Below are 25,993 nucleotides of genomic sequence, written 5' to 3'. Positions count from 1 at the left end.
GAGCCCACCCACCACACCCTTTACGGCTCCTGGGGGAGCCGGGTGTCCAGGTCCGTCTCCTCGAAGACCAGCAGGGTGCGCGTACTGAGCACCTCAGGTATCGACTGGATCTTCGTCAGCACGAGCTCCCGCAGTGCCCTGTTGTCCGCCGTATGCACCAGCAGCAGTACGTCGAAATCGCCGCTGACCAGCGCGATGTGCGCCGCGCCCGCCAGTGCCTGCAGCTGCTCGCGCACCGTGCGCCACGAGTTCTGCACGATCTTGAGCGTGACGTACGCCGAAGCTCCCTGACCAGCGCGTTCATGGTTCACCCGGGCGCTGAAACCGCGGATCACGCCGTCGTCGATGAGGCGGTTGATCCGCGCGTAGGCGTTGGCCCGCGACACATGTACGCGCTCGGCCACGGAACGTATCGAGGCGCGGCCGTCCGTTTGGAGCATGCGCAGGATGTCGCGGTCGATGGAGTCCAGTGGGCGCGCGGGAGTTCCCTCGCCCGCGTCGGCCATTTGTTCAGCTGCCATGTCCCCCCGCCTCGGTGTGATGGACGACCTGCCCCTATCCCAGGCTCTGCAGAACCGTTTGTCCACAGGCTGAAGGTGCCTGTAGCCAAAATGCGTCCTCGACCGAACAATCGGTAGGTGAGGCGCACCACATTGCCGTGCCCTCTTCCACCGCTCCCACGAGGAGGTGCACGCGATGAAGAAGAGCAATACGGCGGTCCAGGAGCTGCCTGACGCCGGTGCCTACATGCCTACCCCTCCCCCGGCATGGAAGCCCCGCACGGACCCCGCACCGCTGCTCCCTGACACCGAGCCGTACCGCGTGCTCGGCACCGACGCCGCCGGTCGGCTCGACGCCGGGCTGATGCGGCGGCTGTACGCGGAGCTGGTCCGGGGCCGCCGGTACAACGCGCAGGCAACGGCCCTCACCAAGCAGGGCCGCCTCGCCGTCTACCCGTCCAGCACAGGGCAGGAGGCCTGCGAGGTCGCGGCCGCCCTCGTCCTGGAGGACCGGGACTGGCTCTTCCCGAGCTACCGGGACACCCTCGCCGCCGTGGCGCGCGGGCTCGACCCCGTACAGGCGCTGACGCTGCTGCGCGGCGACTGGCACACCGGGTACGACCCGCGTGAGCAGCGCATAGCGCCGCTCTGCACCCCGCTCGCGACCCAGCTGCCGCACGCGGTGGGCCTGGCCCACGCCGCGCGCCTCAAGGGCGACGACGTGGTCGCGCTCGCGATGGTCGGCGACGGGGGTACGAGCGAGGGCGACTTCCACGAAGCGCTGAACTTCGCCGCCGTATGGCAGGCACCGGTCGTCTTCCTCGTGCAGAACAACGGCTTCGCGATCTCCGTGCCGCTGGCCAAGCAGACCGCAGCGCCCTCCCTGGCCCACAAGGCCGTCGGGTACGGCATGCCCGGCCGGCTCGTCGACGGCAACGACGCCGCCGCCGTGCACGAGGTCCTCGGCGAGGCCGTGGAGCGTGCCAGGCGCGGCGGCGGTCCGACGCTGGTCGAGGCCGTGACGTACCGCATAGAGGCCCACACGAACGCCGACGACGCGACCCGCTACCGGGGTGACGCCGAGGTCGAGACGTGGCGGGCCCACGACCCGATTCAGCTGCTGGAGCGGGAGCTCACGGAGCGCGGAATGCTTGACGACGACGGTATCCGGGAGGCGCGCGAGGCGGCCGAGACCATGGCCGCGGACCTGCGCGAGCGGATGAACGCGGACCCGGTGCTCGACCCGATGGACCTCTTCGCGCACGTCTACGCCGAGAAGACCTCCCAGCTGAGGGAGCAGGAGGCCCTGCTGCGGGCCGAGCTCGAAGCGGAAGGTGAACGATGACCACGGCAGCGAGTGCGTCGGCGGCGGGCACCGCTCTCGCCGCGAAGCCCGCGACGATGGCCCAGGCACTCGGGCGCGCACTGCGTGACGCGATGGCCGAGGACCCGTCCGTCCATGTGATGGGCGAGGACGTCGGCGCGCTGGGCGGGGTCTTCCGGGTCACCGACGGCCTCGTCAAGGAGTTCGGCGAGGACCGGTGCACGGACACGCCGCTCGCGGAGGCGGGGATCCTGGGCACGGCGGTCGGCATGGCGATGTACGGGCTGCGGCCGGTCGTCGAGATGCAGTTCGACGCGTTCGCCTACCCGGCGTTCGAGCAGCTCATCAGCCACGTCGCACGGATGCGCAACCGCACGCGCGGCGGCATGCCGATGCCGCTCGTGATCCGCGTTCCGTACGGCGGCGGGATCGGCGGGGTCGAGCACCACAGCGACTCCTCCGAGGCTTACTACATGGCGACTCCGGGGCTCCATGTCGTGACGCCGTCGACGGTCGAGGACGCGTACGGGCTGATGCGGGCGGCGATCGCGTCGGACGATCCCGTGGTCTTCCTGGAACCGAAGCGGCTCTACTGGTCGAAGGCGGCGTGGTCGCCGGACGCGCCCACCGCCGTCGAGCCCATCGGACGGGCCGTGGTGCGGCGCTCCGGGCGCAGCGCGACGCTCATCACGTACGGGCCCTCCGTGCCGGTGTGCATGGAGGCGGCGGAGGCCGCCGAGGCCGAGGGCTGGGACCTCGAAGTCGTCGACCTGCGCTCGCTGGTGCCCTTCGACGACGAGACGGTGGCCGCGTCGGTACGCCGTACCGGGCGCGCGGTCGTCGTCCACGAGTCGACCGGCTTCGGCGGGCCCGGCGGGGAGATCGCCGCCCGGGTCACCGAGCGGTGCTTCCATCACCTGGAGGCGCCGGTGCTGCGGGTCGCCGGGTTCGACATTCCGTATCCGCCGCCGATGCTGGAGCGCCACCATCTGCCCGGCGTGGACCGGGTGCTGGACGCGGTCGCGCGGCTCCAGTGGGAGGCGGACAACTGATGGCCCAGGTCCTGGAATTCAAGCTGCCGGACCTCGGCGAGGGGCTCACCGAGGCGGAGATCGTGCGCTGGCTGGTGGCTGTGGGCGACGTCGTCGCCGTCGACCAGCCGGTGGTCGAGGTCGAGACGGCCAAGGCCATGGTCGAGGTGCCGTGCCCGTACGGCGGCGTGGTGACGGCCCGCTTCGGCGAGGAAGGCACGGAACTGCCGGTCGGGTCCCCCCTGTTGACGGTCGCTGTCGGGGCTTCGGCGGCGCCTGCGGGTGCCGATGCGGGCGCCGCTTCCAGCGAGGCGGAGGGCTCGGGGAACGTCTTGGTGGGGTATGGCACGGGGGCGGCGGTGGCTCGGCGGCGGCGTATACGGCCGACCGCGCCGGCGACCGCTGCCGCGAGCGCCGCAGCCACTCCCGTAACCACCGTGCCGAGGCCCGTGGTTACGGACGAGGTGGCCGGGCCGGTGCCGGTGATTTCGCCGCTGGTGCGACGGCTGGCCCGGGAGAACGGGCTGGATCTGCGGGAGTTGAAGGGATCGGGGCCCGACGGCCTGATCCTGCGGTCCGACGTCGAGCGCGCGATGCGCGAGGCCGAGCCGGTGCCTGCTTCTGCTGCGGCTTCTGCTTCTTCGGCGACTGCCCTCGCCGGTGAACGTGTCCCGCTGCGGGGCATGCGCGGCGCCGTGGCCGACAAGCTGTCGCGCAGCCGGCGGGAGATTCCGGACGCCACCTGCTGGGTGGACGCGGACGCGACCGAGCTCATGGCGGCCCGTACGGCCATGAACATGTCGGCCGGCCCGCCGGTCTCGGTGATCGCCCTCCTCGCCCGGATCTGTACGGCTGCCCTGGCCCGCTTCCCGGAGCTCAACTCCACGGTGGACATGGCCTCCCGCGAGATCGTGCGCCTGCCCGGCGTGCACCTCGGTTTCGCCGCGCAGACGGAGCGGGGCCTGGTCGTCCCCGTCGTACGGGACGCCCATGCGCGTAACGTCGACGAGCTGAGCGCGGAATTCGCCAGGCTGACGGAGTCCGCACGGAAGGGCACGCTGACTCCGGCGGAGCTGACGGGCGGCACGTTCACGCTGAACAACTACGGGGTCTTCGGGGTCGACGGCTCCACGCCGATCATCAACCACCCGGAGGCGGCGATGCTCGGAGTCGGCCGCATCGTCCCCAAGCCGTGGGTCCACGAGGGCGAACTCGCGGTCCGCAAGGTCGTTCAGCTTTCCCTGACCTTCGACCACCGGGTGTGCGACGGCGGCACGGCGGGGGGCTTCCTGCGCTACGTGGCGGACTGCGTCGAGCACCCGACGACGCTGCTGCGCACGCTGTAACGCTCGACGGCCCTTCTTTTGCGCGTCCGTCTCCCGGGAGGGAGGCGGACGCGTTCGTTTGCCCCGGTGCTGTTGGGACTTATGAGGCCGGTGGGAGCAGATCGGCGTGGGGACCGCATACTCGGGGGATGACCGCGTATGACGCCATCGTGCTTGCCGGAGGGGCCGCCAAGCGGCTGGGCGGAGCCGACAAACCCGGAGTGCGTGTGGGCGGACGGACGCTGCTCGACCGGGTGTTGGGGGTGTGCCGCGGGGCCGGGGTGACCGTCGTCGTCGGCGGGCGGCGCGCAACGGTGCGGGCCGTCGAATGGGCCCGGGAGGCGCCGGCCGGTGGCGGACCGCTGGCCGCGCTCGACGCGGGTGTACGGCGTACCGCCGCCGAGAGCCTGCTCGTACTCTCCGCCGACCTGCCGTTCATCGGGGCTGAGACGGTCGGGCGCCTGCTCGACGCGCTGGAGGCGAGCGGGAAGGAAGCGGCCCTGCTGGTGGATGCGGACGGGCGCGATCAGCCGCTGGTCGCCGCGTACCGCGCTGAGCCGCTGCGCCGCGAGCTCGCCCTTCTCGCCACCGAGCACGGGAACCTCTCCGGGCTGCCGCTTCGGCTGCTCACACGCGAGCTGGACATGGTGCGCGTCGACGCCGGCCCTCTGGACTCTTTCGACTGCGACACCTGGGAAGACATTGCGGCAGCCCGCGCCAGGATCAGGGAGCATGGACACGTGCTGGATGAATGGATGACCGCGGTAAAGGACGAACTCGGCATCGAGCTCGATGTCGACACCGGCCTCCTGCTCGACCTCGCCCGCGACGCCGCGCACGGCGTCGCCCGGCCCGCCGCGCCGCTCACCACGTTCCTGGTCGGTTACGCGGCGGCGAAGGCGGGCGGGGACGAGCCGCAGGCCGTTGCGGAAGCGGCTCGCAAGGCTGCCGCTCTGGCGGCCCGCTGGGCGGAAGAGGGCAAGGACGAGCCCGGGCAGGACGACAAGGAAGCCGGCCGAGGGTGATCGCCCGGGACCGCGACGCGGAGGCGGCAGAGACCCGGGCCGGCGAGGTGGCCGGGGCTGAGGCCGGAGCCCGAGCCGAAGCCTCCGCCACCGGTTTCGGCGCCGCCGCCGACGCACCCGCCACCCGTGCGGAAGCCGTCGCGGAGGCCACCGGGGCGGGAGCCGACGCCCGCGCCCCCGGTCTCCACGCCCCTGCCTCCGTCGCCGGAGCCGACGCCGCCACGGGAGTGGGAGCTGGAGCCGTCGCCCATGCCGGAGACCCTGCCGCCGAAACCGGAGCCGCCGCCGATACCTCCGACGCCGGAGCCCGTTCCGCGGCCCCTGGCGGGTCCGGGGCTGCTGACGAAGACGCTGACGTCGACGAGGCGCTTGCGCTGGTCAGGGAGCAGCCCGTGGCCGCATCGGGTCGGGACGCCGTTCCTTCGCCCCAGGCGCGCGTCGGCGTCACTGCCTGGGCCGAAGCCCGCGTCGTTGCCGGCCGGGCCGGTGGTGGCGCCGCCCTCCGGGCGCGGCGCGTGCCCCTGGGTGCGGCTCTTGGCGAGGTCCTCGCCGAGCCACTCGGTGCCCTTACCGATCTGCCGTCCTTCGATACGTCGGCCATGGATGGCTGGGCGGTCGCCGGGCCGGGACCTTGGCGCGTCAAGGCAGGGAGCGGGGTGCTCGCGGGCCACGCCGCGCCCGAGCCGCTCGCCGACGGCGAAGCCGTACGGATCGCCACCGGCGCCCGCATCCCGGTCGGTGCCACCGCGGTGATCCGCAGCGAGCACGCCCGCGTGGAGGAAGCCAAGGGGCAGCTTTACGCGCAGCGCGAGGTGGTGCACGGGCAGGACATCCGGCCCCGCGGCCAGGAGTGCCGCACCGGCGACCGGCTCCTGCCTGCCGGGGCCCTTGTGACCCCCGCCGTGCTCGGGCTTGCCGCGGCCGCGGGCTACGACGAGCTCCTCACTGTCCCCCGGCCCCGCGTCGAAGTGCTCGTACTGGGCGATGAGTTGCTCAGCGCAGGGCTTCCGCACGACGGGATGGTCCGCGATGCCCTGGGCCCCCTCCTCGCCCCCTGGCTGCATGCCCTCGGCGCCGACGTCATCGGCACCCGTCGTCTCGGCGACGACGCCGACGCACTCCACCGGGCTGTCACCGGATCCGACGCCGACCTCGTCGTCACGACGGGCGGTACGGCCTCGGGCCCCGTCGACCACGTCCACCCGGTCCTGCGCAAGGCGGGCGCCGAGCTGCTGGTCGACGGTGTCGCCGTGCGCCCGGGCCACCCAATGCTGCTGGCGCGGCTGGCACAGGACCGCTACCTGGTCGGTCTGCCAGGCAACCCGCTGGCCGCCGTGTCCGGTCTCGTCACCCTCGCCGAGCCCTTCCTACGGGCCCGTGCCCAGCGGCCCGCCCCGGCGCCGTACCACTCGCCCGTACGCGACGACGTGAACGGCCACCCGCACGACACCCGCCTCGTGCCCGTCGTGCACCGATCCACCAATGGGCAGGAGACGGTGGCCGTGCCGTTGCATTTCAATGGGCCTGCCATGCTCCGTGGAATCGCCGCAGCCGACGGCCTGGCCGTCATCCCGCCCGGCGGGGCACCCGCCGGACAGCAGCTGGAAATCCTCGACCTGCCTTGGGCAGAAGGACGTTTCACGTGAAACTTCCCGGTCACGACGCGATGGCCAGGCAGGCCGACGAGCAACTCGTCACCAGCCGGATCCGGCTTCCGCGCCGCGTCATCGACACCCCTCTGCGGCAGGTCGGCAAGCGGCTGCTGATGGCGATAGGGGTCCTGGCCCTGACGGTCCTCATCGTCTACATCGACAGCGAGGGCTATCACGACAACGCCGACGAGCGGGTCGACCTCCTCGACGCCGTCTACTACGCCACCGTGACCCTCTCCACGACGGGTTACGGCGACATCGTCCCGCACAGCGATTCCGCCAGGCTCACCAATGTGCTGCTGGTGACGCCGCTGCGCGTACTTTTTCTGATCATCCTGGTCGGCACCACTCTCGAAGTTCTCACCGAACGCACCCGGGAGGAGTGGCGACTCAACCGCTGGAGGGGCCAGTTGCGCGATCACACCGTCGTCGTCGGCTTTGGTACGAAGGGCCGTTCCGCGATCCAGACCCTCTCGGCAGTGGGGCTGCGCAAAGACCAGATCGTGATCGTCGACCCGAGTGCGAAGGTCGTCGAAGCGGCCAACGCAGAGGGTTACGTGGGGGTCGTCGGCGACGCGACGCGCAGCGACGTACTGCTCCGTGCCGAACTCCAGCGGGCCCGCCAGATCGTCATCGCCACGCAGCGCGACGACACGGCGGTCCTCGTCACGCTCACCGCACGCCAGCTCAACAGGGGCGCGAAGATCGTCGCCGCCGTCCGCGAGGAGGAGAACGCGCCGCTGCTCCGCCAGTCCGGCGCCGACGCCGTCATCACCAGCGCCAGCGCGGCCGGCCGGCTCCTCGGCCTGTCCGTGCTCAGCCCCAGCGCCGGCACCGTGATGGAGGACCTGATCCAGCAGGGCAGCGGCCTCGACCTCATCGAGCGGCCGGTCATAAAGGCCGAGGTCGGACGCAGCGTGCGGGAGACCGATGACCTGGTGGTGAGCGTCCTGCGCGGACACCGGCTGCTCGGTTACGACGACCCGGAGGCCAGCCCGCTCCAGCTGACGGACCGGGTGATCTCCATCGTGCGTGTATCGCCCGGCACGGCGATCGGTGGCGATCTTCGGATGACGGTGAAGGACTAGAGCGGCAGGGCGCGGAGTAGCCTCGCGGCCATGCATGCGATCACGATCCCTGAACCCGGTGGCCCCGAGGCACTCGTGTGGGCGGAGGTCCCTGACCCGTTGCCCGGCGAGGGAGAAGTCCTCGTCGAGGTCGCCGCGAGCGCCGTCAACCGCGCCGACCTGCTGCAACGCCAGGGCTTCTACGACGCGCCGCCCGGCGCGTCCCCGTACCCCGGCCTCGAATGCTCCGGCCGTATCGCGGCGCTGGGCCCCGGGGTTTCCGGCTGGGCGGTCGGCGACGAGGTGTGCGCGCTGCTGAGCGGCGGAGGGTACGCCGAGAAGGTCGCCGTACCGGTGGGGCAGCTGCTGCCCCTCCCCGACGGCATAGACCTCGTCACGGCGGCGTCCCTGCCCGAGGTGACGTCGACGGTCTGGTCGAACGTCTTCATGATCGCCCACCTGCGGCCCGGTGAGACGCTGCTGGTGCACGGCGGGGCGAGCGGCATCGGCACGATGGCCATCCAGCTCGCCAAGGCGGTCGGGGCGCGGGTCGCGGTCACCGCAGGCGGTCAGGACAAGCTGGCCCGCTGCGCGGAGCTGGGCGCGGACATCCTCATCGACTACCGCGAGCAGGACTTCGTACAGGAACTCCGCAAGGCCACGGACGGCTACGGCGCGGACGTCATCCTCGACATCATCGGCGCGAAGTACCTGGACGGGAACGTGAAGGCGCTCGCCGTCAACGGGCGCCTCACGATCATCGGCCTCCAGGGCGGGGTGAAGGGCGAGCTGAACCTGAGCGCGCTGCTGAAGAAGCGCGCCGCGATCACGGCGACGACGCTGCGGGCACGCCCGCTGGGCGAGAAGGCGGCGATCGTCGCCGCGGTCCGGGAGCATGTGTGGCCGCTGATCGGCACGGGCCGCGTACACCCCGTGGTGGACCGGATCCTGCCGATGTCCGAGGCCGCGGAGGCCCACAGGGCGCTGGCCGCAGGCGAGCACGTCGGCAAAATCCTGCTGGCCACAAGCTGAGCCGGCGAGCAAGTAAGCAAGCGAGCAAGCGAGAGGCCCTCCCCGCCGGACAGCGGGGAGGGCCTCTCGTCGTACGTGTGTCTCTATGCGTGGAGGGCAGGGCGCTTAAAGGTACGGACCCGAGCGCACCGGACCGTGCCCGTCGTCATGGCCGTCGTCCTCGTGGCTCACGCCAGGCGGAAGCGCCCGGCGCATCTGCTCCAACTGCGCCCGTGCAGCCATCTGCTGGGCGAACAGCGCGGTCTGGATGCCGTGGAAGAGACCTTCGAGCCAGCCGACCAGCTGGGCCTGCGCGATGCGCAGTTCCGCCTCGGACGGGATCGCCTCGTCGGTGAAGGGCAGGGAGAGCCGCTCCAACTCCTCGACCAGCTCGGGCGCAAGCCCGTCTTCCAGCTCCTTCACCGAGCTGGCGTGGATGTCCTTGAGCCGTACCCGGCTCGCCTCGTCCAGAGGAGCCGCCCGGACCTCCTCCAGGAGCTGCTTGATCATGCTGCCGATGCGCATGACCTTTGCGGGCTGTTCGACCATGTCCGTCACTGGCACCTCGCGCGACTCGTCGTCACCGCCGCCGAGAGCCATTCCGTCCTGTCCCACGACAAGAATCTGGGGGTTCTCCTGCGACCGTTCACTCCTCGGCATCTCCATGCCGCCATTCTCTCGTACACCGGCGTCACAACACGGTGTGCCCCCGTACAGAGGTGATCCACCCTGTACGGGGGCACGGGAAAGCATTCGCTCAGATGAGCGCTATCCCGCCGCGCGCCGCGCCACCGCGGTACGGGACCTGGTGACCAGCGCCGCCAGCAGCGCCGCGCCCACGGGTACGGCGACGAGCAGGGCCGCGAGGGTCTCCCAGGGGACGACGATCGGGACGTACGGCAGGTCGCGCACGCCGCCCATGCCCTGGTCCAGTGCCTCCTCGTACCACTTCAGCTGTGCCCGTTCCTCGGTCAGCCGCAGTCCGACCGCGGGCAGTACGCCCGCCGCCGAGCCGAGGACCACGCCCATCGCGGCAACTACTCCGCACTGGAAACCGCTCAGCGTCCTGCGCACCCGCGGAGGTGCGCCGACCGCCGCGAGGGTCTTCAGATCGGGCTCGGCGTCGGTCTGGGCGAGGCCCGTCGCGATGCCGGCCGCGCCGATGGTGACCAGTCCGGCGAAGACGGTGAGGGCCAGCAGGACGATGCTGTTTTCGCTGGTGTAGCCCTTTTCGAGGTACAGACCGCCATCGGCGCCCAGCGCGTCGAGCGCCCCGTCGAGCTCCTGGCGCTGCGTGTCGCTCGGCAGCTTGTCCGTCGAGAAGTACGCACCGTACGGGGCGGTGGTGAGCCCGGCGGCCTTCGCGGCCTCGCGCGGCAGGATGACCTTCACGCCGTACGCCTTGACCGATGCGGCGGTCTGGTGGACGGCGAACGACTTGACCGCGCCGGGTGCGTCCTTGCCGTCCTGGGCGAGGAGATCCGCCTTCTCGACGTCGGTGATCACCTTGATGCCGATCTTCCCCTTCACGACATTGCGCCGGTCGAAGGAGACGGCCTTGCCGCTCTTGAGGGCATTGACGGCCCCCGGATCGTCGATGGCGAGGACCGCGAGCAGCTTCTCGTCGGCGATGAGGGTGTCCTGCTCGGCGTAGTGCCCGTTCTCCTCGCAGCGCCAGTCCTTGGCCAGCTTGCGGCGCTCCGCCGCCGAGAAGTCGTCCATGTCGGTCGACGTCCACAGGGGGCAGCGGTTGGCCTTGGGCGTGAAGATCTCGTACCGCCCGCAGCTCTTTCGGCTGCTGTACGGCTCGCAGTTGGCGTCGCCCACGACGATCCTGTCCACATCGGCGCGTACGTCGACGGGGAAGTGTTTCTGGACGGCCGCGCGTACGGCCGGGACATCGCGGCCGCCGCCCTCGGTGTTCAGGATGGTCACCGCCCCGTGCGGCAGCGCCGCCTGGTACTCGGTGCGCCGCTGGAGGTCGTCGCTCGCGGCGTACGTCGCCACCGCGACCGTGCCCGCGACAGCGGCCAGCACCGCGGCGACGGCGGGGGCCGTACGGCCCCGGTTGCGTACGGCGTCGCGCAGGGCGAGGCGCGGGGACAGCGGCAGATGGCCGCCCAGCCGGCCGAAGAGGCCGACCAGCGCGGGGGTGAGCGCGACGACGCCCAGCTCGGCAAGGGCGCTGCCGCCCGCGACGATGGTGACGCTGTCGGTCGCCGTGGCTCCGTACAGGACGATGGCGACGCCCAGGCCGGTGGCGATCAGGCCGATGACGGGCAGGACGCGGCTGGACCGGCGTACACCGCGACGGCCGGTCAGCGAGGCCAGCACGGTCTGCCGGGACGAGGTGATGGCCGGGACGATCGCGGCGAGCAGGCCGGTGAGAACGGCGAGCAGGCCGATGCCGAACAGTTCCAGCGGGCGGATGTCGAAGCTGCCGAACCGCTTGCCCATGTAGCCCTCGAGCAGCGGCCGCAGCGCGAAGGTGAGGAGCACGCCGAGCAGCGTTCCGACGACGGCCGCGGCGACGCCGATGACCAGGCCGCCGGAGAGCACGATGGCGCGGATGTGGCGCCGGTCGCCGCCGTTGGCGCCGACCAGGCCGAGCTGACGGCGGGAGCGCCGGGCGCCGACCGCGAACGCGGGTCCGGCCAGCAGGCAGATCTCCAGCATGGCGAGGCCCACGACGGTGCCGACTGCGGCGAGCGCCGCGGCCTTGGAGGCCGCGCTCTCCTCGTAGTCACCCCAGCCCTCCAGCTTGTAGAGCGGCACCTCGGAGTCGGCAGGCGGGTTGAGGGCCACGGTCCGCGAAACCACGGCGATACCGCGGGTGTTGGCCTTCTTGACCATGTTCCACGTGAAACCGTCGCCGCCGACCGAGACCAGGTATGTGGTGCTGGTCTCCGTGCCGTTGAGGCCGTCGGCCTTCAGCGCCTTGTCGAGCGGTGCCAGGAATGTGCCGGGTGGTGCGTTGACCTCGTCGGCCTTCAGCGAGTCGGGGAGTTCGTACGCGCCGACGATCCGGAATTCGGTGTCGAGCCCGCGAGCGGCGAGCGTGGAGCCGACCTTCAGGCCGCTGGATTCCAGGAAGTGGGTGGTCGCCGCGACTTCGCCGGCCTTCTCGGGGAAGCGGCCCTGGTCGAGGGTCATGATGCCCCTGGCCATGGGGTTGTTCGCGTCCAGCTCACGGATCGTGGTGTTGAGCAGGCCGTGCTCGGTACGGAGCTTTCCGCTGCCGTTGGAGTCCTTGAGCGTCTTCGCGCCGGCGGGGATTGCCGCCGGGATGTCACCGCTCCCGCTCGGCCAGACCTGGTCCTCGAAGTCCTTCACCGGCGCGTTGCTGATGCCGTCGGGGGCCTGGTAGATCGGCTCGCCGCCCATGCCGGGGTCGGTCATCCGGGCATCGGCCGCGCCCAGTTGGCGCTCCAGCTGCTGCTCGGTGGAGAGCTCGGCGCTGCGCAGCGTCAGATCGACGGCGCTCACACCGAGGATCGGCAGAGCGATCATGGCGAGTACGAGGGAACTGCGTCCCTTGAAGCGCCAGGCGTCGCGGCGGGCGATGCGCACCGCCGCCACCCATGAGTTGTACCAACGGTTCACTGTGCGGCCGCCTGCCTCGAGAGCAGCGAGTCGGCCTGGCTGCGCAGGGTCTCGTCGACGACGGAGCCGTCACGCAGGAAGACGACCCGGTCGGCCCAGGCCGCGAAGCGCGGTTCGTGGGTGACGAGGATGCCCGCCGCGCCCGCGTTGCAACGGGCGCGCAGCAGGGCGAGTACGGACTCGCCCGTCTCGGAGTCCAGGGCGCCGGTCGGTTCGTCGGCGAGGACGAGGCGGCGGTCGCCGACCAGGGCGCGGGCGATGGCGACGCGTTGCTGCTGGCCGCCGGACATCTCGTCCGGGAAGCGGTCGGCGAGCTCGCCGAGGCCCATCTCCTCCAGCGCTGCGACGGCCGTGACGCGGGCCTTGCGCGCGGATATGCCGTCCAGCTCGCGCGGCAGGGCGACGTTCTCGGCGGCGGTCAGGGCCGGGATGAGGTTGTAGTCCTGGAAGACGTAGCCGATGCTGCGGCGGCGCAGCGTGGCGAGCTCCTTGCGGCCGGCGGTCGTGATGTCCGTACCTTCGACGACGACCCGCCCGGAGGTGGGGCTGTCGAGGCCGCCCGCGATGGTGAGCAGCGTGGACTTGCCGGAGCCCGACGGGCCCATGACGGCAACGAGTTCACCGGGGAACACGGAGAGGTTGACGCCGCGCAGGGCGTGCACTTCGGTGGCGCCGCTGCCGTGGACGCGGGTCAGCTGCTCAAGTTGCAGCACAGGCTGCTGTGACTGGTCGGGCATGGAGAAAGTCCCCCTGGGATGGGTGGTCGTGCGCCGCGCTTATCGCCGTGCGCTGCGAGCGGTTGAGGCAGTACGGGCGGTACGTGATTCGGTACCGCCGACAGGGTCTGCCGGGTCTGTGGGTGCACCAGATGCGGGAGGTGCGGGAGATACAGCAGGTGCAGCAGGTGCGGCCGGAGCGTTCGCGGCCCTGCGCGCGGCCGCCGCGGAGAGCCGGGCCAGCCGGGATTCGGAGTGGTCGAGCCAGCGTGCCTCGGCCTCCGTCTGGAAGATCAGCTGTTCCAGTACGAGCAGCCAGGCGACGTCGTCGCGCCCCTCATCGCCGCCGCCGTCACCGCTTTCGACGGCGACCAGGGCCTGGGCCTTCAGGCGCGTGTAGTCCTGCATCGCCTTGAGGGTGGCGTGGCGCTGCGCCTGGATGACGGCCCGGATGTCGACGCCGGGGGCACCGACGGCCATGGCGAGCTTGATGGCCAGCTCGTCGCGGGGCGGACTGGTGCGGTCGACGGGCCTCTCGAACCAGCTCCTCAGCTCGCCCCGGCCCACCTCGGTGATCGCGTACAGCGCGTGTCCCGCGTCGTCCTCGCCGTCCTGGGCGACCATGCCGTCGCGTTCCAGGCGGCTGAGGGTCGTATAGACCTGGCCGACGTTGAGCGGCCACGTCGCGCCGGTGCGCGACTCGAACTCGGTACGGAGCTGGGAGCCGTAACGGGGGCCGTGCTCAAGAAGGGCGAGTAGCCCGTGACGGATCGACATACTGAGTATGTATACCGGGTATGCCGCCGAGGGCAACCGACCTGAGACGGACGTCGCGCATAGGCCTTGAGGGGGACGTGCGCCTCAGTTACGCCGCAACCTCAGCCCCAGAAACCCCACTCCGAGCCCCACCAGCACCACCCCCGCGCCCAGCGGCAGCACATGGATGCCCAGCGGTTCGGTCTCCTCCATGGCCTGGTCGGAGGCCTTGGGCGCGGCGTCGTCCGAGGGTGGGGAGGGCGAGGCGACCGGCCCCTGTACGTGCTCCTCCCCGGCCTCTTCGTGTACGGGCGGAGGCTTGGGCGCGTACGACTTACGGGGGGTGCCAGAGGCGCTCCCGGACGCCGACGCCGACGCGGAGGCAGAAGCGGACGAGGACGCGGATGCGGAGGGACCGGACGTATCGCCCGGGCTGCCCGAAGGGCTCGCGCTCGCACTGGGCGATTCCGGCTCCTCAGTGGCCGGCGCACTCCCGCCGGGTGTCGCCGACCCGGGCGCACTGTCCCCCGGGTCCCTCCCCGGCCGCGTACGCCCCTCTCCGGCAGGCCGCCCCGCCAGGCTGCCGGAAGGAGCCGGTACGGACGCGAAGGGGCGCTCAGGGGCGCTGAACCCCGGCTGCGGCTGGAAGCTGGGCCTGGGCTCGACGGCGTACTCCCCGCCGGGTGTGGGTTCGACGGCGTACGCCCCGCCGGGCAGGGGCTCGATGCCGTGGGTCCCGCCGGGCGTGGGCTCGGCGGCGTACGCCGCACACGGCGGCAACATCAGCACGCCCATCACCCCCACTGCCACCACCTGGACCGTCCCACGCCGTGGGCGGAGCCTAGGAGCCATGGGATGCCGCCTCCCGTACTCGCCGAGATACCAGGATCAGGTTCACATAACGGCATATTTCCGGCACGCTGAGTCACACGAAAGGGGGCCCGCCGCGCGATATGCGCAGTGGGCCCCGATCCTCGGGCTCAAACGTGTTCTAGTCCTGCGGCGCGTCGCCCGTGGAGATCTCCACCTCGACCGTGAAGTCGTCCGGGTCGACGTCCGAGCCGCTCTTCGGGTACTGGTTGACCACAAGGTCCTCGCCCCAGGTGGGGTCGTCGACCTTGGTCTCCTTGATCTGCCAGCCCGCCGCCTGGAGACAGGCCTTGACGGAAAGGATGTCCTTGTAGAGGAAGCTCGGCACCACGACCTTCTCCGGGTCCGTGGCGGACTCGCGACCCGGGGAGCATTCGGTGGTCTTCATCGTCCTGGTGCGGTCCGGGCCCTTGTGGTCCTCGGAATCGGTGTCCGTCTCGGTCTGACTCGTCTCACCGGTGCCGTTGGCCTCGGTGTTGTTGTCGTCAGGGTCCTTGTCCATCGAGATCGCCGCGATCAGACCGCCGAGCGCCAGCAGCACGACCGCGATCGCGCCCACGATCACCGGCATGTTGTTACGGCTGCCACCGCCGCCCCCGCCGTGACCGGCCGAAGTGGGCGACATGGTGTACGGCGGCGGAGTCTGCGCACCCTGCATGCCAGAGCCCTGCATGCCGCCCTGCACGCCGCCGCCCTGCATCCCGTGCGTCGCGTACGGCATCGGCGCCGGAGTCGGGTAGCCGTACCCCTGCGAAGGAGCGGGAGTCGGCGCCGGCGTCGGCGGACCGTACGGGCCCGGCGTCGGCTGGTACGGGCTCTGGACGGCGCCCGGCTGGGGGTGGCCCGTCTGGTCGACCGGCGGGAAGACCGCCGAACCGACCCCGGAGCCGCTCTGCGCAGGGCCCCCGGCGACGATCATCGGCGCCGCGCCCGTCTGGCCCGACCCGGACACCCGCGCGCACTCGTCGCGCATCGCCGCAGCGCTCGGAAAACGCTCGTTCGGGTTCTTCTTCAGCGCCCGCGCGACCAGCGCGTCGACCGCCGGCGGAATCGACCGGTTGATCGAGGAAGGAGCCACCGGCTCCTCCTGGACGTGCGCATATGCGATGGCGAGCGGCGAATCCGCGTCGAACGGCAGCCGCCCCGTGACCAGTTGGAAGAGCATGATGCCGACCGAGTAGAGGTCGGAGCGCGCGTCGACGCCGCGCCCCAGCGCCTGCTCGGGGGAGAGGTACTGCGGCGTACCGACGACCATGCCGGTCTGCGTCATCGACGTGACACCGGACTGCATGGCGCGCGCGATGCCGAAGTCCATGACCTTGACGACGTTGCGCTTGTTCATCATGACGTTGCCGGGCTTGATGTCGCGGTGGACCAGGCCCATTTCGTGGCTGGTCTCCAGCGCCGCCAGCACGTCCGCCGTGATCTTCAGTGCCTTGTCGGCCGGCATCGCGCCGTACTGCGCGATGTCCGCCTGGAGTACGGAGCCGAGCGGCTGCCCCTCGACGTACTCCATGACGATGTACGGCATCAGCGCGCCGTCGAGCTCGTCCTCGCCCGTGTCGAAGACGGAGACGATGTTGGTGTGGGAGAGCTTGGCGACCGCCTGCGCCTCGCGCCGGAACCGTTCGCGGAACGACTGCTCCCGCCCCAGCTCCGTGTGCAGCGTCTTGATGGCCACCTGGCGGTCCAGCGCGGAGTCGTACGCGAGGTACACCGACGCCATTCCGCCTTCACCGAGCAGGTCGCGCAGTTGGTACCGCCCGCCCGCGACCGAGCCGCCCGCGTAGCGGCCCTGTCCGCCGTCCTGGCTCATTACTGTGCTTCCCCCTCAGCGCAAGATTTACGGGCCAAGTCTGCCCGAGGGCACTGACACGTCAAGCGCGGTGCCCGTTCCGTGACCGTACGCGCAAGAAGCGTCGCGGAAGCGTTACAGCACGGGTCCGGAATTTGCATGGGTACATCGGCAACGGGTTTGATGGCCGGTCCATCTCGAACCGGAGCGTCGCGCGGAGGCTGTAGCGTGGCGTGGCGGAGCACCTAGGCCCACCAATTGGCCCAACAGGACCGACTGGGGCCCCCAGGACCACCGCAGACGCGGACAGAAACGACGGCGAGGACTGATGGCACCCGAACCCGAACCCGAGGGAAACGGCGGCGGTGTGTCGGACGCGCCTGAAGCGTGGGGTATGGGCGGATTGGTCGGTGATGGCCGCTACCGGCTGACGCACCGCCTCGGCCGCGGCGGCATGGCGGAGGTCTTCGCCGCCGAAGACGTACGGCTCGGCCGCACCGTCGCCGTGAAGTTGCTGCGCTCCGACCTCGCCGAGGACCCGGTCTCCAAGGCCCGCTTCACGCGTGAGGCACAGTCGGTCGCCGGGCTCAACCACCACTCCGTCGTCGCCGTGTACGACTCCGGCGAGGACCAGGTCGGCCCGAGCGTTGTCCCCTACATCGTGATGGAGCTCGTCGAGGGCCGCACGATCCGCGAGCTGCTGCAGAACGCGGAGGCCCCCGGCCCCGAGCAGGCGCTGATCATCGTCTCCGGCGTCCTCGAAGCGCTCGCGTACAGCCACCAGCACGGCATCGTGCACCGCGACATCAAGCCCGCGAACGTGATCATCACGCACAGCGGCGCCGTCAAGGTCATGGACTTCGGCATCGCCCGTGCCCTGCACGGCGCGCAGTCGACGATGACGCAGACCGGCATGGTCATGGGAACGCCTCAGTACCTCTCCCCGGAGCAGGCGCTGGGCAAGGCCGTCGACCACCGTTCCGACCTGTACGCGACCGGCTGTCTGCTGTACGAGCTGCTTGCTCTGCGGCCGCCTTTCACTGGTGAGACACCGTTGTCGGTGGTCTACCAGCACGTCCAGGACATCCCCGTTCCGCCGTCCGAAATGTCGGACGTGGCGCCGCCCGAGCTCGACGGGCTCGTCATGCGCTCCCTCGCGAAGGACCCGGACGACCGGTTCCAGAGCGCCGAGGAGATGCGCGGCCTGGTCCAGTACGGCCTGTCGATGCTCCAGGAGCAGGGCAGCCACACCGGCGTGTGGAACACCGGCCCCGTGGAGATGCACGAGGGCGGTGCCACCCCCGCCGGCGGCACGTACGCGACCACGGCCCTCGGCCACCCGAACCACGGCGAGACCTCCCAGATGCGGGCGGGCGGCGCGATGCTGCCGCCGATGAACCCGGACGACGGGGCGTACGACGGCGGGCACGGCGGCGGCAGGGGCGGCCGCGGCAAGATGTGGATCTTCGCGGTGCTCGCGATCATCGCGATCGCCGCCGGTGTCGCTTTCGCACTGGACCGGGCGGGCAGCACCGGAACGAAGAACGACAAGGACGACACCCAGACGGTCTCCCCCAGCCCGACCAAGTCGGACAAGAAGTCCCCGACGCCCTCGGACGACGAGACCTCCGCGGACACCGACCCGGGCACGTCGACCGGCGGCCATCAGCAGCCGAGCTACACCCCCTCGTACACCCCGTCGTACACGCCCAGCAGTACGCCGTCCGGCACGCCCAGCGACACACCGTCGACGCCGACGGAGACCGACCCGGGCACCACCGACGGTGGCAGCACCACCGAGGGCGGTACGGACGACGGTGGCACGGACGTCGGTGGCACGGACGACGGCGGCACGGACACGGGCGGCACGGACACCGGTGGTACGGACACCGGTGGTACGGACACCGGCGGCACGGACACCGGTGGTACGGACGCGGGCGGCACGGACGCGGGCGGCACCGCGCCCTGACACCGGGCGGGACGCCGGGAGCGCCGACGGGAGGCGGCTACGCCGCGAACGCCTCGCACACCGCCTCGTACTCCCTCGTCCACCAGACCGCCAGGGCCGACGCCGCAGGAAACTGCGGGTCGGCCCTTTGGTCGTGCAGCTGGTAGCGCCAGCGCAGTATCCAGAAGTCGTTGAGCCGCTCCCACCACACCCGGTGCACCGCGGCGGCCAGCTCCTCCGCCCCCGCCCCGGCCGCGCGCCGGTAGGCGCCCGCGTACGCCCGTACCTTCGCCAGCTCCAGCTCCCCGTCCGGCCGTACGAAAAAGATCGCCGCGGCCCGTACCGCCTCCTCCGCGCGCGGCTGTACGGCGAGCCGGTCCCAGTCGACGATCGCGGCGGGCTCGGCGCCCCGGTACAGCAGATTCAGCGGGTGGAAGTCGCCGTGCACCCACCCCGTGGCGGGCTCGTCGACCGGCGGGGGCCGCCGGTGGGCGTGCCGCTCCAGCAGGGTGCGGCGCTCCAGGAGCCGGTGTTCCGCCAGTACGTCGAAGGTGTCCCGGGGCCGCCGTCCGCGCGCCAGCGTCAGCAGCTCGTCGATCAGCGCGTACGTGTCCGCGGGGTTGGCCGAATCGGTGGGGCCGCCCGCGTCGGCGGGGTCGGTGGGGTCCGTCGCGCGGTCGACCATCACGCGGTCGAGGCAGGTGTGCACGCGTCCCAGCAGTGCCCCGAGCCGCCGGGATTCCGCCGTCGTGAGCTGCGCGCCGTCCCGGTGCCGGCCCTCGATCCAGGGGTGCAGGGCGTAGCAGCGGCCGCCGATGACCGTGACCGTGCCGCCGTCCGCGTCCTCGACGGGCGGGGCGACGGGGACGCCGAAGGCCTGGAGGTGGCGGGTGGCGCGGTGCTGGCGTCTGATCGTTTCGCGGTCGCTGTCGAGGTGGTGCTTGAGGAAGAAATCGCCGCGGGTCGTGACGAGGCGGTAGCCGTGGTTGAGCAGGCCCTGGGTCACGGGCTCGCAGGAGAGCGGTTCGCCCTTGTTCGCATAGCGGCGCAGAAGGGCGCCGACGGGCGGCGGGGGTGCGGGGGCGGAGGCCGCAGATGAGCGTGGCACCCGCCAGATGTTAGATCACAGGGCGTACTCGAACCGTCGCTCGGGGGCGCCATTCAGTGTGTGCACGGTGACGAACTGCGGCTCGATGCGCATATGGACGGGCTCGAAGAGCTCGCCGTCGACAGAATGCGGGCCCCGGCCGAACAGCTCCAGCTCGGCATGGGAGGGCTCGAAGACCTCGGCGGTGCCGGTGAACTGCACGGACCACATGTCGGCGGCACCGGAGTTGAAGTTGTCCGCCCCGTACGCCACCACGCTGCCGTTGCAGGCCTGGTGGTGGTTGAAGCCGGCGTGCGTACGCAGCAGCACACGGCCGTTCACGACGATGTGCCGGGCGACGGCCAGGAAGGGCAGGGCCCGCATGCTCGTCGCGACTCGGCCGTACGGGACGCGGCGCAGGAGTTCGATGGCGCGGAGTTCCTCGGAGGACATACGTCTAACCCTCGGCCACCGGCAGGCGGGCGGAAAAGGGACGGAAGTCCCGAATAAGGTCCCGGTTCGGTCAAGGCGGGCCGTGGATCGGCAATGGCGGGTCCGCGGCGCGGCGGTCGTCGGTGCCGTGCGTCAGCGACGCTCCTCCGCCTGCTTTCGCGCGACGTACGCCGCGGCCTGCGAGCGGCGCTCCATGCCCAGCTTGGACAGCAGACTGGAGACGTAATTCTTGATCGTCTTCTCCGCGAGGTGCAGCCGCTCGCCGATCACCCGGTTCGTCAGGCCCTCGCCGATCAGGTCGAGGATCTTGCGCTCCTGGTCGGTGAGGTTCGCGAGCCTGCTGTCGCCGCCCTTGGAGCTGTCGCCCGAGCGCAGCCGCTCCAGGACGCTCGCCGTCGCCACCGGGTCGAGCAGCGACTTGCCCGCGGCTACGTCGCGTACGGCCGCCAGCAGCTCATTTCCGCGGATCGCTTTGAGTACGTAACCCGAGGCACCGGCCATGATCGCGTCGAAAAGGGCCTCGTCGTCGGCGAACGAGGTCAGCATGAGGCATTTGATGTCCTCATTCTGTGATCTGACCTCGCGGCACACCTCCACGCCGCTTCCGTCCGGCAGCCGTACGTCGAGCACGGCGACGTCGGGACGCGTCGCAACGATCCTGACCTGCGCATCTTCGGCCGTACCGGCTTCGCCGACCACCTCGATGTCGTCCTCGACGGAGAGGAGCTCATGGACACCGCGTCGGACCACCTCGTGGTCGTCAACGAGAAATACAGTGATTTTTCCGTCTTCGTGCACGCCGTTATCGTCACACAAGAACTCTTCCCGTGCCGTAGGTCGCCGGGATAACGTGCCGTTGTTCCGGCGGCCTGCAAGGCTGTGACCAGTGGTTGTTCCCGAATTCTTCGATTTACTTGGAAATCCAAGCAAAATCGCAGGTCAAATGGGGTTTCGCAGTTATGCGAAGCACTGGGTAACGTGCTTTTGTCAGGGCGCTCGCCGGGGCACCTGTCACGCCTGTTCCAGGCCGAGTCGCACCCACCCCGTGCACGAGGACGCAAACAGGTGAGCCGCACTGGCCACCGGCAGACCCCGGGGGCCGGACAGACGGAGGAGCACGCACGTGACCGTGGAGAGCACTGCCGCGCGTAAGCCGCGACGCAGCAGCACCAAGCGCGTCAGCGCCAAGAAACCCCAGCGTTCCGAGCCGGAGCTCGTACAGCTGCTCACCCCCGAGGGCGAGCGTGTCGAGCACCCGGACTACGCGATCGACCTGACCCCGGACGAAATGCTCGGTCTGTACCGGGACATGGTTCTGACCCGTCGCTTCGACGCCGAGGCCACCTCACTCCAGCGCCAGGGCGAGCTGGGCCTGTGGGCCTCGCTGCTCGGCCAGGAGGCGGCCCAGATCGGCTCCGGCCGCGCTCTCCGTGACGACGACTACGTCTTCCCGACGTACCGCGAGCACGGTGTCGCCTGGTGCCGGGGCGTCGACCCGACCAATTTGCTGGGAATGTTCCGTGGCGTGAACCACGGTGGCTGGGACCCCAACACCAACAATTTCCATCTGTACACGATCGTCATCGGCTCGCAGACGCTGCATGCGACCGGTTACGCGATGGGTGTCGCCAAGGACGGCGCGGACTCCGCGGTCATCGCGTACTTCGGCGACGGTGCCTCCAGCCAGGGCGATGTCGCTGAATCGTTCACCTTCTCCGCGGTCTACAACGCCCCGGTCGTCTTCTTCTGCCAGAACAACCAGTGGGCGATCTCCGAGCCCACCGAGCGGCAGACCCGCGTCCCGCTCTACCAGCGCGCACAGGGCTACGGCTTCCCCGGCGTCCGCGTCGACGGCAACGACGTCCTTGCCTGCCTGGCCGTGACCCGTTCCGCACTGGAGCGGGCCCGCCGGGGCGAGGGTCCGACGCTGGTCGAGGCCTTCACGTACCGGATGGGCGCGCACACCACCTCCGACGACCCGACCAAGTACCGGGCCGACGAGGAGCGCGAGGCGTGGGAGGCGAAGGACCCGATCCTGCGCCTGCGTACGTACCTGGAGAACGAGGGCTTCGCCGACGAGGCGTTCTTCACCGAGCTCGAAGCCGAGAGCGAGACCCTCGGCAAGCGGGTCCGCGAGGCGGTGCGCGCGATGCCCGACCCGGACCAGATGGCGATCTTCGAGAACGTCTACGCGGACGGCCATGCCCTCGTCGACGAGGAGCGCGCACAGTTCGCCGAGTACCAGGCGTCCTTCGCCGAAGCCGCTTCGTCCGAGAAGGGCAACTAGTCATGTCCGTACAGAAGTTGCCGCTCGCGAAGGCGATCAACGAGTCGCTGCGCAAGGCCCTCGAAACCGACCCCAAGGTCCTCATCATGGGCGAGGACGTCGGAAAGCTCGGCGGAGTCTTCCGTGTGACGGACGGCCTCCAGAAGGACTTCGGCGAGGAGCGGGTCATCGACACCCCGCTCGCCGAGTCCGGCATCGTCGGCACGGCTATCGGTCTCGCGCTGCGCGGCTACCGGCCGGTCGTGGAGATCCAGTTCGACGGTTTCGTCTTCCCCGCGTACGACCAGATCGTCACGCAGCTCGCGAAGATGCACGCCCGCTCGCTCGGCAAGATCAAGCTGCCCGTCGTCATCCGCATTCCGTACGGCGGCGGGATCGGCGCGGTCGAGCACCACAGCGAGTCCCCGGAGGCGCTGTTCGCGCACGTCGCCGGCCTCAAGGTGGTCTCGCCGTCCAACTCGTCCGATGCGTACTGGATGATGCAGCAGGCCATCCAGAGCGACGACCCGGTGATCTTCTTCGAGCCGAAGAGGCGCTACTGGGACAAGGCCGAAGTCGACGTGGAAGCCATCCCGGGCCCGCTCCACAAGGCCCGCGTCACGCGGGCCGGGTCCGACCTGACCCTTGCGGCGTACGGTCCGATGGTGAAGGTCTGCCAGGAGGCGGCAGCGGCGGCGGAGGAGGAGGGCAAGTCCCTCGAAGTCCTCGACCTGCGGTCGATGTCCCCGATCGACTTCGACACGATCCAGACGTCGGTCGAGAAGACCGGCCGCCTGGTCGTCGTCCACGAAGCGCCGGTCTTCTACGGTTCGGGCGCGGAGATCGCCGCTCGCATCACGGAGCGGTGCTTCTACCACCTCGAGGCGCCGGTTCTGAGGGTCGGTGGCTTCCATGCGCCGTACCCGCCCGCGCGCCTGGAGGAGGAGTACTTGCCGGGACTCGACCGGGTACTCGACGCCGTCGACCGCTCGCTTGCGTACTGAGGAGAGCCGTGACGATGACTGATTCTGCGACTTCCCAGCGTTTTCGCGAGTTCAAGATGCCCGATGTGGGCGAGGGGCTCACCGAGGCCGAGATCCTCAAGTGGTACGTCCAGCCGGGCGACACCGTCACCGACGGCCAGGTGGTGTGCGAGGTCGAGACGGCGAAGGCCGCCGTCGAACTCCCCATCCCCTTCGACGGTGTCGTGCACGAGCTTCGCTTCGGCGAGGGCGTGACGGTCGATGTCGGCCAGGTGATCATTACGGTGGACGTGGCGCCGGGCACGGAGGCGCCTGCCCCCGCTCCGGCGGCGACGCCGGAGCCCGCCCCTGCTCCCTCCGCCCCCGCTGAGGAAGCCAAGCCCGCGGCCCGCCAGCCCGTGCTGGTCGGCTACGGCGTGTCCGAAGCGAGCACGAAGCGTCGTGCGCGCAAGGGCGCGGCGGCGTCCCCGGAGGCCGCCAAGGCGGCGGCCGCGGTGCAGGTGGAACTCAACGGCCACGGCGAGGCGGCGGCCGTACCCGAGTTCCGCCCGCTGGCCAAGCCCCCGGTCCGCAAGCTCGCCAAGGACCTGGGCATCGACCTGGCCACGGTCACGCCGACCGGCCGTGACGGGATCATCACCCGCGAGGACGTCCACGCGGCGGCGGCCTCCGTACAGCCTGAGCCGGTCGCGGCACCCGCCCCGGAGCCCGCCCCCGTTGCTGCGGTTGCTGCGCCGGAGCCGGCCGCTGTGACCCCGGGCGCCCGGGAGACCCGTACACCCATCAAGGGCGTACGGAAGGCGATCGCGGCGGCCATGGTGAACAGCGCGTTCACCGCGCCGCACGTCACGGAGTTCATCACCTTCGACATCACGCGCACGATGAAGCTCGTCGAAGAGCTGAAGTCCGACAAGGACATGGCGGGCCTGCGGGTCAACCCGCTGCTCCTGATCGCCAAGGCGCTCCTCGTGGCGATCAAGCGCAACCCGGCCGTCAACGCCGCCTGGGACGAGGCGAACCAGGAGATCGTGCAGAAGGAGTACGTGAACCTGGGCATCGCCGCCGCCACCCCGCGCGGCCTGATCGTCCCGAACATCAAGGACGCCCAGGCCAAGACCCTGCCGGAACTGGCCTCCGCGCTCGGCGAGTTGGTGGCGACGGCCCGCGAGGGCAAGACGTCGCCCGCGGCGATGCAGGGCGGCACGGTGACCATCACCAATGTCGGCGTCTTCGGCGTCGACACCGGTACGCCGATCCTCAACCCGGGGGAGTCCGCGATCCTCGCGGTCGGCGCGATCAAGCTCCAGCCGTGGGTCCACAAGGGCAAGGTCAAGCCCCGTCAGGTCACCACCCTCGCCCTCTCCTTCGACCACCGGCTGGTCGACGGCGAACTGGGCTCCAGGGTCCTGGCGGACACGGCGGCCATACTGGAACAGCCGAGGCGCCTGATCACCTGGGCCTGATCCGGCCTTACGTATGACAGTGCCCCGCCGGGATCCCCCGGCGGGGCACTGTCATTACGTCATCAGTCCTGCTGTGCGCCCGAGGGCAGGGTGCGCAGCTTCATGGTCGTCGTGGTGCTGGTGCCGAAGCCGTAGTTCAGCATCTTGCCGGCGTCGTTGTAGCGTTCGGTGACCGTGGTGCTGTTCAGGACGACACCGACAAGGGTCTTTGTACCGCGGGTGGCGGCGAAGACCAGGCAGGGGCCGGCCGACGTGCCGGTGCCGGTCTTGATGCCGATGGCGCCGCTGTAGGAGCCCAGCAGCTTGTTGGTGTTGTACCAGGTGTACGTGCGGGTGCCGCCGGTGCTGGTCGTCGCGGTGCTCTTGTACGACGTGGCCTTGACGACGGCGCGGAAGTTGCTGTTCTTCATCGCGTAGCGGGCGATCTTCGCCAGGTCGCGCGGGGTCGTGTAGTTGTTGCCCGTCGTCGAGATGCCGTCGAAGGAGTCGAACTTGGTGTTCGTCAGGCCGAGGGACTTGGCCTTCGCGTTCATCTTCGAGATGAAGGACGTCTTGCGTGCCGAGACGGTGGTGCCGGTGCCGAAGGCGTCGGCCAGGGCGTACGCCGCGTCGCAGCCGGACGGCAGCATCGTCCCGTACAGCAGCTGACGGACGGTCACCTTGTCGCCGGTCTTCAGATCGGCGGTGCTCGCGCCCTGCGCGGTGACGTAGTCGCGGTAGGCCTGCTTGACCGTCACCTTGCGGTTGAGGTCGACGCCGCTCGTGCTGAGGACCACGGCGGCCGTCATGATCTTCGTCGTGCTGGCCATCTGGCGCTTGGTGTCAGCGCCCTTGCTGTAGACCGTGGCGCCGGTCGCGTTGTTCAGCATGAACGCGCCCTTGGCGGTGACGGACGGCGCGGTGGCCGCCTGCGCGGGCGCGGCCAGGGGCGAGACGGTCAGCAGGGCGCCGGTGGTGACGAGGACCGCGGTGGCTCTGCGCACGCCCGAGAGGCTGGTTATCAAGGAAACGCTCCGAGTTCGCGAATGCGTTGAAAGGGGGCCACCCAGGAAAGGGCGCCCCGATACCAGACTCATGAGCGTGACGAACGGTTGTACGGCCGTAGTGCTGTTTCGCGA

22 protein-coding genes are annotated in these 25,993 nt (G+C 70.4%); 11 read left to right on the top strand and 11 right to left on the bottom strand.

What is annotated here, in order from left to right; all coding sequences use genetic code 11:
- Nucleotides 1-20: 20 nt before the first annotated feature.
- Nucleotides 21-521, bottom strand: a complete 501-nt coding sequence (locus J7I98_RS12105; RefSeq protein ID WP_214920653.1) for an Lrp/AsnC family transcriptional regulator — start codon at nt 519-521, stop codon at nt 21-23.
- Between the two features lie 175 nt (nt 522-696).
- On the opposite strand from J7I98_RS12105, the gene pdhA (J7I98_RS12100) reads away from it, so the two are divergent.
- The 7 genes from pdhA (J7I98_RS12100) to J7I98_RS12070 all read left to right on the top strand — a co-directional run bounded on the left by pdhA (J7I98_RS12100) (nt 697) and on the right by J7I98_RS12070 (nt 8,956).
- Nucleotides 697-1,845: a pyruvate dehydrogenase (acetyl-transferring) E1 component subunit alpha gene (pdhA, locus tag J7I98_RS12100; RefSeq protein WP_214920652.1), complete on the top strand. Its 1,149-nt coding sequence runs from the start codon at nt 697-699 to the stop codon at nt 1,843-1,845.
- Nucleotides 1,842-2,876, top strand: a complete 1,035-nt coding sequence (locus J7I98_RS12095) for an alpha-ketoacid dehydrogenase subunit beta (protein ID WP_214920651.1) — start codon at nt 1,842-1,844, stop codon at nt 2,874-2,876. Before pdhA (J7I98_RS12100) ends, J7I98_RS12095 begins: the two co-directional genes overlap by 4 nt.
- Complete coding sequence (locus J7I98_RS12090; protein WP_214920650.1) at nt 2,876-4,201, top strand: dihydrolipoamide acetyltransferase family protein; 1,326 nt, start codon at nt 2,876-2,878, stop codon at nt 4,199-4,201. Before J7I98_RS12095 ends, J7I98_RS12090 begins: the two co-directional genes overlap by 1 nt.
- A 128-nt stretch (nt 4,202-4,329) precedes the next feature.
- Nucleotides 4,330-5,205 carry an NTP transferase domain-containing protein gene (locus tag J7I98_RS12085; protein WP_214920649.1) on the top strand — a complete coding sequence of 292 codons (876 nt, stop codon included), beginning with the start codon at nt 4,330-4,332 and terminating at the stop codon, nt 5,203-5,205.
- A gap of 227 nt (nt 5,206-5,432) precedes the next feature.
- On the top strand, nt 5,433-6,851 hold the full coding sequence (locus J7I98_RS12080) for a molybdopterin molybdotransferase MoeA (RefSeq protein ID WP_214920732.1): 1,419 nt from the start codon (nt 5,433-5,435) through the stop codon (nt 6,849-6,851).
- Between the two features lie 20 nt (nt 6,852-6,871).
- A complete protein-coding gene (locus J7I98_RS12075) occupies nt 6,872-7,945 on the top strand; it encodes a TrkA family potassium uptake protein (protein ID WP_214920731.1) in 1,074 nt (357 codons plus the stop codon).
- Between the two features lie 30 nt (nt 7,946-7,975).
- Entirely contained in the window at nt 7,976-8,956 is a 981-nt protein-coding gene (locus tag J7I98_RS12070) for an NAD(P)H-quinone oxidoreductase (protein WP_214920648.1), read from the top strand.
- A gap of 105 nt (nt 8,957-9,061) precedes the next feature.
- On the opposite strand, the gene J7I98_RS12065 is transcribed toward J7I98_RS12070, so the two are convergent.
- The 6 genes from J7I98_RS12065 to J7I98_RS12040 all read right to left on the bottom strand — a co-directional run bounded on the left by J7I98_RS12065 (nt 9,062) and on the right by J7I98_RS12040 (nt 16,696).
- Entirely contained in the window at nt 9,062-9,601 is a 540-nt protein-coding gene (locus J7I98_RS12065) for a bacterial proteasome activator family protein (RefSeq protein WP_214920647.1), read from the bottom strand.
- 102 nt (nt 9,602-9,703) lie between these two features.
- A complete protein-coding gene (locus tag J7I98_RS12060; protein WP_214920646.1) occupies nt 9,704-12,538 on the bottom strand; it encodes an ABC transporter permease in 2,835 nt (944 codons plus the stop codon).
- A complete protein-coding gene (locus tag J7I98_RS12055; RefSeq protein ID WP_214920645.1) occupies nt 12,535-13,275 on the bottom strand; it encodes an ABC transporter ATP-binding protein in 741 nt (246 codons plus the stop codon). Before J7I98_RS12055 ends, J7I98_RS12060 begins: the two co-directional genes overlap by 4 nt.
- A gap of 39 nt (nt 13,276-13,314) precedes the next feature.
- Nucleotides 13,315-14,031, bottom strand: a complete 717-nt coding sequence (locus J7I98_RS12050) for a PadR family transcriptional regulator (RefSeq protein WP_214920644.1) — start codon at nt 14,029-14,031, stop codon at nt 13,315-13,317.
- Between the two features lie 84 nt (nt 14,032-14,115).
- On the bottom strand, nt 14,116-14,820 hold the full coding sequence (locus J7I98_RS12045) for a hypothetical protein (RefSeq protein WP_214920643.1): 705 nt from the start codon (nt 14,818-14,820) through the stop codon (nt 14,116-14,118).
- A gap of 181 nt (nt 14,821-15,001) precedes the next feature.
- Nucleotides 15,002-16,696 (bottom strand): protein kinase, encoded by a 1,695-nt coding sequence (locus J7I98_RS12040; protein WP_214920642.1) that lies wholly within the window; start codon nt 16,694-16,696, stop codon nt 15,002-15,004.
- A gap of 307 nt (nt 16,697-17,003) precedes the next feature.
- Between J7I98_RS12040 and J7I98_RS12035 the strand changes: the two genes are divergently transcribed.
- Nucleotides 17,004-18,644 (top strand): protein kinase, encoded by a 1,641-nt coding sequence (locus J7I98_RS12035; protein WP_214920641.1) that lies wholly within the window; start codon nt 17,004-17,006, stop codon nt 18,642-18,644.
- 37 nt (nt 18,645-18,681) lie between these two features.
- Here the strand turns inward: J7I98_RS12035 and J7I98_RS12030 are convergent, their stop codons facing one another.
- From J7I98_RS12030 to J7I98_RS12020, 3 genes are all read right to left on the bottom strand, one after another.
- Nucleotides 18,682-19,731: a phosphotransferase gene (locus J7I98_RS12030; RefSeq protein WP_214920640.1), complete on the bottom strand. Its 1,050-nt coding sequence runs from the start codon at nt 19,729-19,731 to the stop codon at nt 18,682-18,684.
- Between the two features lie 15 nt (nt 19,732-19,746).
- Nucleotides 19,747-20,163: a pyridoxamine 5'-phosphate oxidase family protein gene (locus tag J7I98_RS12025; RefSeq protein WP_214920639.1), complete on the bottom strand. Its 417-nt coding sequence runs from the start codon at nt 20,161-20,163 to the stop codon at nt 19,747-19,749.
- 132 nt (nt 20,164-20,295) lie between these two features.
- Nucleotides 20,296-20,961 carry a response regulator transcription factor gene (locus J7I98_RS12020; protein WP_214920638.1) on the bottom strand — a complete coding sequence of 222 codons (666 nt, stop codon included), beginning with the start codon at nt 20,959-20,961 and terminating at the stop codon, nt 20,296-20,298.
- Between the two features lie 325 nt (nt 20,962-21,286).
- Here J7I98_RS12020 and pdhA (J7I98_RS12015) point away from each other — a divergent pair, with 325 nt between their 5' ends.
- Genes pdhA (J7I98_RS12015) through J7I98_RS12005 form a run of 3 tightly spaced genes read left to right on the top strand, consistent with a single transcriptional unit; the run spans nt 21,287 to nt 24,875 of the window.
- The gene (gene pdhA / locus J7I98_RS12015; protein WP_214920637.1) at nt 21,287-22,450 is read left to right on the top strand and encodes a pyruvate dehydrogenase (acetyl-transferring) E1 component subunit alpha; all 1,164 of its coding nucleotides are present in this window, start codon (nt 21,287-21,289) and stop codon (nt 22,448-22,450) included.
- Nucleotides 22,451-22,452: 2 nt separating this feature from the next.
- On the top strand, nt 22,453-23,433 hold the full coding sequence (locus tag J7I98_RS12010) for an alpha-ketoacid dehydrogenase subunit beta (protein ID WP_214920636.1): 981 nt from the start codon (nt 22,453-22,455) through the stop codon (nt 23,431-23,433).
- Nucleotides 23,434-23,447: 14 nt separating this feature from the next.
- Nucleotides 23,448-24,875 carry a dihydrolipoamide acetyltransferase family protein gene (locus J7I98_RS12005; RefSeq protein ID WP_214920635.1) on the top strand — a complete coding sequence of 476 codons (1,428 nt, stop codon included), beginning with the start codon at nt 23,448-23,450 and terminating at the stop codon, nt 24,873-24,875.
- 62 nt (nt 24,876-24,937) lie between these two features.
- On the opposite strand, the gene J7I98_RS12000 is transcribed toward J7I98_RS12005, so the two are convergent.
- Nucleotides 24,938-25,858: a D-alanyl-D-alanine carboxypeptidase family protein gene (locus J7I98_RS12000; RefSeq protein ID WP_374225112.1), complete on the bottom strand. Its 921-nt coding sequence runs from the start codon at nt 25,856-25,858 to the stop codon at nt 24,938-24,940.
- Nucleotides 25,859-25,993 lie beyond the last annotated feature (135 nt).

This window comes from Streptomyces sp. ISL-98 (assembly GCF_018614055.1).
In the GTDB taxonomy this organism is placed as follows: domain Bacteria; phylum Actinomycetota; class Actinomycetes; order Streptomycetales; family Streptomycetaceae; genus Streptomyces; species Streptomyces spiramyceticus.
Note: the sequence above shows the minus strand (reverse complement) of the source record. Positions and strands in the feature narration are given on the sequence as shown.

Bases quoted from the DNA above. Each gene is read 5' to 3' on its own strand.
- J7I98_RS12070 (WP_214920648.1), top strand. From the start codon at position 7,976: ATGCATGCGATCACGATCCCTGAACCCGGTGGCCCCGAGGCACTCGTG.
- J7I98_RS12065 (WP_214920647.1), bottom strand. From the start codon at position 9,601: ATGGAGATGCCGAGGAGTGAACGGTCGCAGGAGAACCCCCAGATTCTT.
- J7I98_RS12050 (WP_214920644.1), bottom strand. From the start codon at position 14,031: ATGTCGATCCGTCACGGGCTACTCGCCCTTCTTGAGCACGGCCCCCGT.
- J7I98_RS12085 (WP_214920649.1), top strand. From the start codon at position 4,330: ATGACCGCGTATGACGCCATCGTGCTTGCCGGAGGGGCCGCCAAGCGG.
- J7I98_RS12035 (WP_214920641.1), top strand. From the start codon at position 17,004: ATGGCACCCGAACCCGAACCCGAGGGAAACGGCGGCGGTGTGTCGGAC.
- J7I98_RS12075 (WP_214920731.1), top strand. From the start codon at position 6,872: ATGGCCAGGCAGGCCGACGAGCAACTCGTCACCAGCCGGATCCGGCTT.
- J7I98_RS12040 (WP_214920642.1), bottom strand. From the start codon at position 16,696: ATGAGCCAGGACGGCGGACAGGGCCGCTACGCGGGCGGCTCGGTCGCG.
- J7I98_RS12105 (WP_214920653.1), bottom strand. From the start codon at position 521: ATGGCAGCTGAACAAATGGCCGACGCGGGCGAGGGAACTCCCGCGCGC.
- J7I98_RS12090 (WP_214920650.1), top strand. From the start codon at position 2,876: ATGGCCCAGGTCCTGGAATTCAAGCTGCCGGACCTCGGCGAGGGGCTC.
- J7I98_RS12055 (WP_214920645.1), bottom strand. From the start codon at position 13,275: ATGCCCGACCAGTCACAGCAGCCTGTGCTGCAACTTGAGCAGCTGACC.
- pdhA (WP_214920652.1), top strand. From the start codon at position 697: ATGAAGAAGAGCAATACGGCGGTCCAGGAGCTGCCTGACGCCGGTGCC.
- J7I98_RS12025 (WP_214920639.1), bottom strand. From the start codon at position 20,163: ATGTCCTCCGAGGAACTCCGCGCCATCGAACTCCTGCGCCGCGTCCCG.
- J7I98_RS12095 (WP_214920651.1), top strand. From the start codon at position 1,842: ATGACCACGGCAGCGAGTGCGTCGGCGGCGGGCACCGCTCTCGCCGCG.
- J7I98_RS12010 (WP_214920636.1), top strand. From the start codon at position 22,453: ATGTCCGTACAGAAGTTGCCGCTCGCGAAGGCGATCAACGAGTCGCTG.
- J7I98_RS12005 (WP_214920635.1), top strand. From the start codon at position 23,448: ATGACTGATTCTGCGACTTCCCAGCGTTTTCGCGAGTTCAAGATGCCC.